The sequence below is a fragment of the Streptomyces sp. NPDC096012 genome (assembly GCF_040426375.1).
Taxonomy (GTDB): Bacteria; Actinomycetota; Actinomycetes; order Streptomycetales; family Streptomycetaceae; genus Streptomyces.
On the sequence record NZ_JBEOTD010000043.1, the window covers coordinates 42,940 to 54,197 of the forward strand.

Here is an 11,258-nt window from a genome sequence, read left to right on the forward strand (position 1 = left end):
GGCGACCAAGCCCGGAACGCTCAGGTGACCGGTCCCGGTGCCGGTGGTGTCGGGTCGTAGGCCGCGTCTCGCACGATGTCACGCAACCGCTGTACGGCTGTCAGCAGTTGACGGTGTGTGGTGTAGAGGGCGTTCACGCCGAAGCGCAGAAGATCCGGGGGGCGCATGTCGACGATCACGCCCCGCTCCGCCAGCGCCCGGGCCAGCCCGTGGGCGTGGGGATGGCGCAGGGCGACATGGCCGGCGCGCCGCGCGGGGTCGGCCGGGGTGACGGCTTCGAGGCAGAGGGGGGCGAGGAGTTCGGTGGTGCAGTGGAGGAAGAAGTCCGTCAGGGAGAGGCTCTTGGCGCGGACCTCGGCGAGGTCGACGCCGTCGAAGACGGTGAGCGCCGCTTCCAGGGCGAGCAGCGAGAGGATGGGCGGGGTGCCGATGCGGGCCCGGGCGACGCCCGGTGCGGGTGTGTAGCGCGGTCCCATGCCGAAGGGGTCCGCGTGACCGTTCCAGCCGGTCAGGGGGGTTTCGAGCGAGGCGTGGTGGCGGCGGGCGACGTAGAGGTAGGCGGGGGCGCCCGGGCCGCCGTTGAGGAACTTGTACCCGCAGCCGACGGCGAAGTCCACCTGGAGGGCGTCGAGATGGAGCGGCATGGCGCCGGCGGCATGGCACAGGTCCCACACGGCGAGCGCCCCGGCGCGGTGCGCGGCCTCGGTGATCACGGCCATGTCGTGCAGCTCCCCGGTGCGGAAGTCGACCGGTGAACAGCTGACCGCGGCGACCGCCTCGCCCTCCTCGGCGAGGAACGCCTCGAGACGGGCGGGGGGCACGTACCGCACTTCGAGGCCCTGGCGACGGGCGACCGCCTCCGCCAGGTACCGGTCGGTGGGGAAGTGGCCGGGGTCGGTGACGAGCAGCGGCCGGCCGGGACTCTGCGCGACGGCCGCGCCGAGCGCCGTGAACATCTGCACGCTGGTGGAGTCCCCCGCCACCGTCTGGCCCGGCGCGGCGCCGATGAGGCGTCCGATGGTGTCGCCCACCCGTAGCGGCGCGTCCCACCAGCCGTTGGCGTTCCAGGAGTGGATCAGGTCGGTGCCCCACTGCCGGGTCACGACGTCGGCCAGGGCCGGGGGGACGGCGGCGGGCAGCGGGCCGAGGGAGTTGCCGTCGAGGTAGACGACCCCGTCCGGCATCAGGAACCGCTCGGCGAGGGGGGCCAGGACGTCGTCCGCGTCGGACCGCGCGGCTCGTGCGTCGAGTGCGGTGGGGGCGGTCGTCACGGCTGAAAGGCCTTCCGCGTGTCGTTGCCGGGCCGTCGTGCACCGAAGGCGGACGACAGCTCCCACAGGGTGTCGGCCACCGCGCGGGCGCCGGGCGCGTCCGGCTCGATGAGCGTGTAGTGGCCCGTTCCGGGCAGGATGACGGTTCTCAGATCCTCGTGCACGGCCGCGTAGTCGGCGAACTGGGTGAGGGGCACCTCCTCGTCGACGGCGCCGTGCAGGAGCACGGTCGGCACGCCGGTCGTGCCCGCGCCGCGCAGCAGGGTGAGCGGATCGACCAGGGGCAGCCGCCGCGCGAACGGCTCCTCGCCGCCGAGGAGTTGCACGGCGGCGCCGTCGCTGAGGTCGTCGCGGCGGGTGGCGGTGAGATCCGTGATCGGCGCGAGGGCGAGCACACTCGTCGGCAGCTCCCGGGTGTGCCAGGGCGAATCCTCGGGCAACAGGGCGCGGGCCGCGCACCACAGGGCCAGATGGCCACCGGAGCAGTGACCCGACAGGACGTACGGCCGCCCCGCGGGCAGGGTGTCCACGATCCGGGCGACGTCGTCGAAGGTCTCCGGATAGCCGCCCGCCCCGCCGGAACGGCGGAAGCCCGGCAGCAGCACGTCGAAGCCCTGCCGGGAGAGGTAGGCCGCGAAGGGGGTCAGATGCATCCGGTCGTAGCGCCAGTACCCGCCGTGCAGCAGGATCACCAGCGGGGCGCCGGGGTCCTCGGCCGGCCAGGCGTCGTAGACCTGGTGCGGGTGGTCGCCGTAGCGGCCGTGCACCGGGGCCAGTACCGGCTTCAGGCTCAGCACCCGCTGCTCCTCCTGCGCCGCGAAGGCGGAGATGGCCCTAGACGTCACCGCGCACCTCCCACAGTTCGGGGAACACCGGCCGGACGGCGCGCCGTTCGAGCCAGTCCAGCCCGGTGGAACCGGCGCTGCCGCTCTTGCCGCCCATCGCACGGCGTACGACCATGACGTGGTCGAAACGCCAGCGCTGGACCAGTTCGGCGATGTCGGTGAGCAGTTCACCGAGGGCGAGCAGCGGGTGGGCCTGCGGGCCGGAGTAGATCCGCCGCCACACCTCGACGACACCAGGGTCCGAACGGTACGGCTCGGTCATGTCCCGCTCCCGTACGTGCTCGGGGACGGGCAGGCCCTGACGGTGCAGGAAGCCCAGGGCCTCGTCGTACAGGGACGGTTCGCGGTAGGTGGCGCTGAGCGCCTCGTGCGCCGCCGGGTCTCCCCCGTGCAGGCGCAGCATCGAGGCGGACTTGTCGCCGAGGAGGAACTCCATGTGCCGGTACATCGCCGACTGGAAGCCGGACGCCTGCCCGAAGGCGGCCCGGAAGGCGTTGAACTGAGCGGGTGTCAGGGCGGCGAGCGGCCCCCAGGTCGCGTCGAGGGCGGTCAGCGCGCGGCGGCTGCGCACGAGGGCTCCCGTGGCCGCGTTCAGGTCGTCCTTCGCGAAGGCCGTACCGGCCACGCGCCACTCGTGGACGATCAGGGTGAACCACAGCTCCATCACCTGTGTGGTGACGAGGAACCCCATCTCGTCCGGAGCCTCGGTGAGGGGGTGCTGCAGGCCGTTGAGGACGGATGCGTGCACATAGGCGTCGTAGGGACTGGCGCCCGCGAACGGCCGGGTCAGGGCGTCGTCCGCGGCCGGCCGGCCGGGTGCGGAGGTGCTGTCATTCATGGTGTCTCCTAGTGCTGCCGTCGACCGGCCGGGTGCCCGGGCGGCGGCGCGGCGGGAAGGGCCCGGGGTCACACGCCGAGGTGGACGCCGCCGGACGCGTCGATCCACTGGCCGGTCACCCAGCGGGCGTCGTCGCTCGCGACGAAGGACACGACGTCGGCGATGTCCGCCGGGGCCCCGAGCCGGCCGAACACGGAGGCTCCGGCGTACCGCTGACGGATCTCCGGAACGCTCAGCGTGGGGTTGATCTCGGTCTCGGTGTAGCCGGGGGCGACGCTGTTCACCGTGATGCCCCGGGGTCCCAGCTCCTGCGCGAGGGCCAGGGTGAGGTAGTCCAGGGCGGCCTTGGTCATGGTGTAGGCGACGAGCGGGGGGAAGGCCAGGCGGGTGGCCACCGAGGAGACGTTCACGATCCGGCCGCCGTCGCGCAGCCGGTCGAGTCCGCGCTGGACGACGAAGAAGGGCGCCTTGGTGTTGACGGCGAACGCCCGGTCGTAGTCGGCCTCGGTCACGTCCGCGATCCGGCGCGGGAGGGTGATGCCGGCGTTGTTGACGAGGATGTCCAGTCCGGGTTCGGCGTCCCGGCCGGCCAGGGCGCGGTCGAAGGCCGACCACAGCGTGTCGGCGTCACCGGGCACACCGAGTTCGGCGTGGACGGGGAAGGCCAGCCCGCCGTCGGCCTCGATCTCCTTGACGGTCCGCTCGGCCGCCGACCGGTCGTGCCCGTAGTGGACGGCCACCAGGGCGCCCTCGCGTGCGAGCCGCCGGCCGATCGCCCGGCCGATGCCGCGGCTGCCTCCGGTGACCAGGGCGGTCTTGCCGTCGTGCCGCAGGGGGGTGGTCATCGTCTTCTCCTTCAGCTGGGAGTGGGTTCCGGCCGTCGCGGTGCCGGTGTGGGCCCGGTCAGGCGTCGAAGTCGAGGGTGATCTCGGCGCTCAGCGGGCGGGCGCGGCAGGTGAGCGTGTAGCCGGCGGCCAGCTCCCCGGCGTCCAGCGCGTGCGCGGATCCGGTCGCCACCCGGCCGGACACGACCTTGGCCCGGCAACTGCCGCAGATGCCCTCGCGGCACGCGTAGGGCACGTCGGGATGGGCGCGCAGCAGCGCGTCGAGCAGCGCGGCGTCCTCGGGGCCCGCGGTCGCGACGCGCCGGCGCCCGTCGAAGAGCGCGGTGACCCGGGTCCGGTCGGGGGCCGTCGTTCCGGTGACCGGTGACGGAGTCGCCGGCGGGGTGTCGCCGAGGGTGAACAGTTCCGAGCGTACGAGGTCCGGATCGGCGCCCCGTTCCGTCAGGGCCTGCCGGACGGTGGCGACCAGGCCGGCCGGGCCGCACAGGGCGAAGGTGGTGCCGGGGCCGGGCCGGGCGTGCAGGGCGGTGAGCAGGCGGGGCAGCGTCGCGGCGTCGATCCGCCCGCCCAGCGGGCCGCCGCCCTCGCGGTCCTCGCGGGTCAGGACGTACAGGACGGTGAAGCGGTCGACGAACGCGTCCTTCACCACGGCCAGTTCGTCGGCGAGCAGGGCGTCGGCGGAGGTGGGCACCGAGTGGACCAGGGAGACTCGGCAGTCCGGGTCGTCGCGCAGCGCGGCCGCGGCCATGGCGGCGAGCGGGGTGATACCGGAGCCGCCCGCGACCAGGACGTGGTGGGCTCCGGGGCGCTCCGGCAGGGCGAAGGCCCCGCTGGGCGGGGAGAGTTCGAGGGTGTCGCCCGGGGCCAGGCGGGTCGCGGCGTAGGCGCCGAAGCCGTCGGGGGCGCCACGCTTGACGACCAGGCGCAGCGCGGCGGGTTCCGTGGGCGGGGGGCACACCGAGTAGCTGCGGCGCAGTTCGGTGCCGGGACCGGCGCCGCCGCGGTGGTGCCGCACGACGACGTGCTCGCCGGGCCGGTGGGCGAAGACCTCCCGCAGGACGCCGGGCGCGTCCAGGGTGATCGCGACGGCGTTCCCGGACAGTGCCCGCACCGCGACGACGGCGAGCCGGTACCACCCGCTGCGCCGTCCTGGCGCCCGGACCGGAGTCGAGGGCACGGATCCGGGCCCGGTGGTGGCGGTAGTGGGGGTGACGCCGGGCGCGGGAGTGGTGGGAAGGGTGGCGGGGGCGGGAGTGGTGGGAAGGGTGGCGGGGGCGGGAGTGGTGGAGACAGCGGGAGTGGTAGCGGTGGCGGGGCCGCGGGCGGTAGAGGGGGTGGCGGGAGTGGGAGTGGTGGAGCAGACGGCCGGAGTCCGGGTGGTGCCGGTGGCGGCCGGAGCCGGAGTGGCGGAGGTGGTGCCCGGAGTCGGAGGCATGTCGGTGGCCGCCGGAGCCCGGGTGTTGCCGGTGGCCCCCGGAGCCGGAGGCATGTCGCTGGCCCCCGGAGCCGGAGTGGCGGGGGTGGCGGGGGTGTTCACTGTGGACCTCATAGCGCGGTCAGGTGCGGGAACAGCTCGTGGCAGGCGGTGCAGCGCATCACCGACTGGCAGCGGGCCGGTCCGAAGGTGCTGTGCGGCCGGGTGGCCCGGGAACCGCAGTGCGGGCAGCGCACACCGGCGAGCTGGACGAGGACCGGGCCGGCCCCGTGCGCGGGGGCCGGCGGGGCGATGCCGTGGGCGGCGAGCTTCTCCCGCCCGGCGGCCGTGATGCGATCGGTCGTCCACGGCGGTGTCAGCACCTGCCGGATCCGCGCGTCCGGGTGGCCGCCGGCGGTGAGCACCTCCTGGATCGCCGAGACGATGGCGGGCAGTGCCGGGCAGCCCAGGTAGGTGGGGGTGACCTCGACTTCCAGCACTCCGTCGGCAGCGGGGGCGACCGAGCGGATCACACCGAGGTCGCCGAGGGCGATCACCGGAAGCTCCGGGTCCGGCAGGGCCTCCACCAGCCTCCGGATCTCCCGCACCGTACGCGCGGGGCTTTGCGGCCCGGACCGCGCCGCCGGTGCCGTAGGGCCGCTCACCACGTGCCTCCGGGGAACTGGCGGTGCACCGACTGCAGTTCGGCGATCAGCGACGGGAACTCCTCGGTGTGCAGGCCCTCCCGGCCGCCGCGGGCCTGCCACGCCGGGGTGGGCACGGTGAGGCCGGCGCGGGCGATGACGTCCGCGGTGCGCCGCTCCCACAGCGGACGCAGCGGAGCCGGCGAGGGCACCGTGCCGGCCGCGACGAGCCGGCGCAGCACCTCGTCCTCCTCGAACAGTTCCGCCGTGTAGGGCCACACCCGGTCCAGGCCCTCCTGCATCCGGCGGCCGCTCTCGGCGGTGCCGAGGCCGAGCCGCTCGGTCCAGGTGTCGGCGTGCAGCCGGTGGAAGGCGACCTCCTTGGCGGCCCGCTGCCCGAAGGCGGCGAGTTCGGGGTCCGCGCAGCCGCCCAGTGCCTCGTAGTGGAGGACGGCGTAGTGGGTGTAGGCGAGCTGCCGGGCGACGGTGGCCGCGAAGTCCCCGTTGGGCAGTTCGGTCAGCAGGGCGTTGGTGAACTCCCTGCCGGTGCGGGCGAAGGCGAACTCGTCCTCGTCACGGCCGGTTCCGTCGGCGCGTCCGGCGAGGGTGAGCAGCATCCGGGCCTGGCCGACGAGGTCGAGGGCGATGTTGGACAGCGCCAGGTCCTCCTCGATGGTCGGCGCACGGGTGATCCACTGGCACAGCCGCTGGCCGAGGACGAGGGCGTCGTCGCCGAGGCGCAGCAGGTGTACGGCGAGGTGGGCGTCGGCACGGGCGCCTCCCGCGGTGGGGAGTGCCGGGTCAGAGGTCGTGGTCACCGTCGGGGCCTTTCTCCGTCAGCGGCGCGAACTGCTGCGGGTACCGGTAGGGCTTGTGCCGGGCGTTGGCGAAGTAGGGGTCGCGTTCGTCCGGGGAGGCGGTGTGCACGGCGTCGGAGCGGACCACCCACAGCGACAGCGGGTCGCCGCGGCGCGTGTACAGGTCACGGGCCCTGAGCAGGGCCGTGTCCGCGTCGGAGGCGCGCACCGAGCCCACGTGCTGGTGGGCGAGGCCGCGCCGGGGCCGGAGAAAGACCTCCCAGGACGCGGGGACACCCTCTTGCTCCCGGCTCATACCGGCTCCCCCGTCCCGTCGTACGTGTTCTTCCCGGCACCGGAGGTCGCGCGCGGCTCACCGGCGTTCCCCTTCACGGGAGGCCCACCGGCGGCCGGTTTCACGCGCGGCTCACCGGTGTCCCGGGCGGCGCGCGGCTCACCGGCGTCCCGGGCCACGGGCGGCTCACCGGCATCCCGGGCCACGGGCGGCACACCGGCGTCCCGTGCCACAGGCGACACACCTGTGTCCCGGGCCTCGGGCGGCACACCCGTGTCCCGGGCGGCGGGCGGTTCGGGGGCCTGTTCCGTGCGGGCGGCGTACGCGGCGGCGGCCCTTCGCACCCAGGCGCCGTCCTCGTGAGCGGCGCGCCGGTGTGCGATGCGCTGCCTGGACCAGTGCGTGTCGTCGCCGAGGGCCCGCCGGTAGACGTCCCAGTCGACGGGGGTGAAGTCGTAGTGGCCGCGCTCCTCGTTCCACCGGATCGCCGGGTCCGGCAGGGTCAGACCCAGGCGTTCGGCCTGCGGGACGCAAGCGTCGACGAAGCGCTGACGCAGCTCGTCGTTGGTGTGGCGTTTGATGCCCCAGGCCATGGCCCGGCGGGAGACCGCGGCACCGAGCGCGGCGGTCCGGGCGTCGGCCCCGCCCGCCTCCGTGTCGGGCGGCCCGAACATCAGGGCGACGGCCGGCAGCCACCAGCGGTCCACCGCGTCCTGGGCCATCGCCCGCTGCTCGGGAGTCCCTTCGCACAGCGCGCGCATCAGGTCGTATCCCTGCCGCACGTGGAAGGCCTCCTCCTGGCAGACCCGGCGCATCGCCCGCGCGTACGGCCCGTACGAAGTGCGGCACAGGGGGGCCTGGTTGATGACGGCGGCGCCGTCCGTCAGCCAGGCGATGGTGCCGGTGTCCGCCCACGTCAGGGCGGGGTGGTTGAACGTCGCCGAGGCGCGCTGCTGCCCTTTGTGCAGGGCGTCGAGCAGTTCGTCGCGGTCCACACCGAGTGTCTCGGCGGCGGAGTACAGGTACAGCCCGTGGCCGGCCTCGTCCTGGACCTTGGCGATGAGCACCGACTTGCGGTGCAGGGACGGCGCCCGGGTGAGCCACGTACCCTCCGGCTGCATGCCGATGATCTCGGAGTGCGCGTGCTGTGCGATCTGGCGGACCATCATGCGGCGGTAGCCGTCGGGCATCCAGTCGCGCGGTTCGACGGCCTCCCCCGCGGCGATGAGCGCCTCGAACCGGCCGGGCAGCTCGTCCTGACCATCCCGGCCGGGCACCTCACCCTCACCGTGACGGCCGGGCGGAGCATCCGCACCGTCCCGCCCGGGCACCTCACCCTCACCGTCGCGGCCGGACACCGCGTCCGCACCGACGGCCGCGGTGTCCGCCGACGGCCCGCTCATGCTCCGCCTCCCCGGCCGGTCTCCGCCGCGACAGGGGCGTACACGTCCCGGACCCGGATCCCTCGCCTGGGCACTGGCATCACTCCTTCGGCACTCCTCGGGCGCCGTGGCGCCCACGTCGCCCGGCAGGTCGGGCACAGCCTCCGTCTCGGAAAGAGGCCCAGCGGCGGGCCCGCAATCCCCCGGCCGGCCGCATGACCGCGTGACAAAGGTCACGCCACCGCAAGGGGATTGCGCTTCGGCGCTGTCGCCTCTTGTTCGGGTGACAGGCGACAGACGCGACCCGCTCGGCGGCCGGTTCGCCGCGGTGGAAGGGGAAACCATGAGCACCATCAGGCAGTTGCTGGTCGAGCTCACCGGCACGCAGGAGTTCGCCGACGGTGACCGGGTCGGTGACGACGTCGATCTCGCGGCGAGCGGCATCGACTCCGGGGACCTGGTGCGTCTCGTCCTGCTCGTCGAGCAGCGCTCCGGTGTGGAGATCACCGCCGACGACATGGAGAAGCTGCACTCGATCGCCGACTACGAGCGATTCGTGGCCGAGCGTTCCGCGGCCGGTGCCGGCGGCGGTGCGTGATGTGGCTGACGCAGCTGCTGGAACGCAACCGCCAGTGCTTCGCGGAGCGGACCGCACTGGTCGACGAGCGGCGCGAGGTCACCTGGTCGCAGTTGCACGACCGCACGCTCGAACTCGCCCGTGGCCTGGCCGACCTGGGCATCGAACCCGGTGACCGGGTCGCCGTCCTGGCCAAGGACCGCATCGAGGTCCTGGAGAGCTATTTCGCGCTGGCCCGGCTGGGCGCGCTGTTCGTCCCGCTGAACCACAGCCTGACCGTGCCGGAGGTCGCCGGGATCATCGAACGCGTCGGCGCGGTGGCCGTTCTCGGCGAGTCGGAACTGCTGGACCGGCACCCCGAGCTGCCGGCGTCGGTGCGGATCAGGGTGGCGTTCGACAAGCCCGTGTTCGAGGCCCTGGGGACCATGGCCGCCGACCGGGTCCTGCCGGCCGTGGCCGACACCGATCCGGTGGCCGTGCTGCACACCTCGGCGACCACCGGACAGGCCAAGGGCGTCACGGTCGACGGCGCCTCGTTCCGCGCCATCGCCCTGGGCTGGCTGGTCATGGCCCGGCCCACCGACGACATCGTCATGGTCAACTGCTGCCCGCTGTACCACGGCAGCATGGTGGTGTCCCTGACCTACATGGCCGCGGGCGCCACCATCGTGCTGATGCCGGGCTTCACCCCGCAGCGGGCGCTGGCCGCGGTGGAAGAACGTCGCGCGACGCACATGTGGCTGGTCCCGCAGATGCTGCGCTTCATGCTGCAGGCCAAGGGCGCCGAGCGGGCCGACCTCTCCACGCTCCGGGAGGTCCTGTACGGCGCGGCCCCCATGCCCCTCGACGTGTACGCGGAGGCCGTACGGCGGCTCGGCTGCGGCTTCCGGCAGGTCTACGGCATGACGGAGGTCGGCGGACCGTTCGTCACCCTCGGTCCCGACGAGCACCCCGCTCCCGGGGACGTCACCGCGCGCATCCCCTGCGGGCGTGTGGTGCCCGGCATGTCCGCGCGCGCGACCGACGAGGCCGGGGCGGAACTGCCGCGCGGGGAGATCGGTGAGATCGTCGTGCGCGGCCCGGGCGTCATGCAGGGCTACTGGAACGATCCGGAGGCCACCCGGGAGATCGACCTCGCCGGCTGGATCCGCACCGGGGACCTGGGCTTCGTGGACGAGGGGGGCCGTATCCACCTCGTGGACCGCACCAAGGACGTCATCATCCGCGCCGGCCAGAACGTCTACCCGTCGGAGATCGAGCGGGCCCTGATGACCCACCCCGCGGTCCGGGACGCCGCGGTCGTCGGCACGGGCGACGAGGACTACGGCGAGGTGCCGCTGGCCTACGTCGTGGCCGAGCCGGGGACCGGTGCCGTGGAACTCCTCGCCCATGTCGCGCAGCGGCTCGCGCCCTACAAGCGGCCGCGGCGGGTGGAGTTCGTCGAGCAGGTGCCGCGCAACCCGGCCGGCAAGATCATGAAGAAGCTGCTGCGGGCCTGACGTGACCCGGCCGCCGGCGACCTCCCCGGCTCCCCCGGACCCGGCCGGCCACCGCGTGGCGGCGGCGGCCGGTCTCGGCCTGCTCATCGCGGCCCGACTGCGGGACCTGCACACGGAGTTGGAAGCGTCCGGGCTGGGTCAGGGGGTCGCCTGCGTCGCCGAACCGCACCTCTCGCCCGCCGGGCCCGGGGAGGCGTCCGCGGTGGCGTCGATGCCGCCGCGACGCCGGCTGGAGTTCCTCGCCGGGCGGCTCGCCGCGCGGCGTGCGCTGCGCGCGGTGGGGCTGGACTGCGGGGAGATCCCGCGTGCCGGGCGCCTGCCGCAGTTCCCGCCCGGACGAGCGGCGTCCATCTCGCACAGTGCGGGCGTGGCGGTCGCCGTGGCCCGCGCGCCGGGCCGGGACACCCCGCTCGGCTGCGATCTGGAACTGCGTCCCCTCCCCGCCGGCGCCGCCCGCCTGGTGCTGCGCGAGGACGAGGAGGAAGTGCTGCGCGCCGCCCGGCCGGGGGGCGCGCCATGGTCGGTGACCGCGCTGTTCTCCGCCAAAGAGGCCGCCTGGAAGGCCCTGCACACCGGCCAGGAGGCGCTGCGTCGCGGTGAGTTGCGCAGCCTGCGCGACCTGCGTGCGCGGCCCTGCCCGGACGGCCTGCGCGTCGAGGCACGGACCGCCGCGGCACCCGCCGTGCACGTCCACGTGATCACGGCCGGTCCGGGCGTCTTCAGCACCGTCCTCGGCCGACCGGCCCACCGAGGGGACGGCCCCGCCGTCCCTGCCGAAAGAGGCCGCCTGGAAGGCCCCGCACACCGGCCAGGAGGCGCTGCGTCGCGGTGAGTTGCGCAGCCTGCGCGAC

Annotated in this window: 11 protein-coding genes and 1 pseudogene; 3 read left to right on the plus strand and 9 right to left on the minus strand. The window is 74.3% G+C overall.

The window, feature by feature from the left end; genetic code table 11:
• Positions 1-20: 20 nt before the first annotated feature.
• The 9 genes and pseudogenes from ABVB68_RS30945 to paaA form a co-directional block, all read right to left on the minus strand.
• A complete protein-coding gene (locus ABVB68_RS30945) occupies positions 21-1,271 on the minus strand; it encodes a kynureninase (RefSeq protein WP_353604483.1) in 1,251 nt (416 codons plus the stop codon).
• Complete coding sequence (locus ABVB68_RS30950; RefSeq protein WP_353604484.1) at positions 1,268-2,116, minus strand: alpha/beta hydrolase; 849 nt, start codon at positions 2,114-2,116, stop codon at positions 1,268-1,270. The genes ABVB68_RS30945 and ABVB68_RS30950 overlap by 4 nt, the downstream gene beginning before the upstream one ends.
• The gene (locus ABVB68_RS30955; protein ID WP_353604485.1) at positions 2,106-2,954 is read right to left on the minus strand and encodes a tryptophan 2,3-dioxygenase; all 849 of its coding nucleotides are present in this window, start codon (positions 2,952-2,954) and stop codon (positions 2,106-2,108) included. The genes ABVB68_RS30950 and ABVB68_RS30955 overlap by 11 nt, the downstream gene beginning before the upstream one ends.
• Positions 2,955-3,022: 68 nt before the next feature.
• Complete coding sequence (locus tag ABVB68_RS30960; protein ID WP_353604486.1) at positions 3,023-3,799, minus strand: SDR family oxidoreductase; 777 nt, start codon at positions 3,797-3,799, stop codon at positions 3,023-3,025.
• Positions 3,800-3,857: 58 nt separating this feature from the next.
• On the minus strand, positions 3,858-5,336 hold the full coding sequence (locus ABVB68_RS30965; RefSeq protein WP_353604487.1) for a 2Fe-2S iron-sulfur cluster-binding protein: 1,479 nt from the start codon (positions 5,334-5,336) through the stop codon (positions 3,858-3,860).
• Between the two features lie 8 nt (positions 5,337-5,344).
• On the minus strand, positions 5,345-5,878 hold the full coding sequence (gene paaD / locus ABVB68_RS30970; RefSeq protein ID WP_503006384.1) for a 1,2-phenylacetyl-CoA epoxidase subunit PaaD: 534 nt from the start codon (positions 5,876-5,878) through the stop codon (positions 5,345-5,347).
• Positions 5,875-6,603 carry a 1,2-phenylacetyl-CoA epoxidase subunit PaaC gene (gene paaC / locus ABVB68_RS30975; protein ID WP_503006388.1) on the minus strand — a complete coding sequence of 243 codons (729 nt, stop codon included), beginning with the start codon at positions 6,601-6,603 and terminating at the stop codon, positions 5,875-5,877. Before paaC ends, paaD begins: the two co-directional genes overlap by 4 nt.
• Before the next feature lie 55 nt (positions 6,604-6,658).
• Positions 6,659-6,970, minus strand: a complete 312-nt coding sequence (paaB, locus tag ABVB68_RS30980) for a 1,2-phenylacetyl-CoA epoxidase subunit PaaB (protein WP_353604489.1) — start codon at positions 6,968-6,970, stop codon at positions 6,659-6,661.
• A 278-nt stretch (positions 6,971-7,248) separates the two neighbouring features.
• Positions 7,249-8,226, minus strand: a pseudogene (paaA, locus tag ABVB68_RS30985) (1,2-phenylacetyl-CoA epoxidase subunit PaaA); the annotation flags it as partial.
• Positions 8,227-8,674: 448 nt separating this feature from the next.
• Here paaA and ABVB68_RS30990 point away from each other — a divergent pair.
• The 3 genes from ABVB68_RS30990 to ABVB68_RS31000 are packed head-to-tail and all read left to right on the plus strand — an operon-like array spanning position 8,675 to position 11,239.
• Positions 8,675-8,929 carry a phosphopantetheine-binding protein gene (locus ABVB68_RS30990; RefSeq protein ID WP_353604490.1) on the plus strand — a complete coding sequence of 85 codons (255 nt, stop codon included), beginning with the start codon at positions 8,675-8,677 and terminating at the stop codon, positions 8,927-8,929.
• Positions 8,929-10,407, plus strand: coding sequence for a class I adenylate-forming enzyme family protein (locus ABVB68_RS30995; protein ID WP_353604491.1), 1,479 nt, complete (start codon positions 8,929-8,931; stop codon positions 10,405-10,407). Before ABVB68_RS30990 ends, ABVB68_RS30995 begins: the two co-directional genes overlap by 1 nt.
• A gap of 1 nt (position 10,408) precedes the next feature.
• The gene (locus tag ABVB68_RS31000; protein WP_353604492.1) at positions 10,409-11,239 is read left to right on the plus strand and encodes a 4'-phosphopantetheinyl transferase superfamily protein; all 831 of its coding nucleotides are present in this window, start codon (positions 10,409-10,411) and stop codon (positions 11,237-11,239) included.
• Positions 11,240-11,258: the final 19 nt, after the last annotated feature.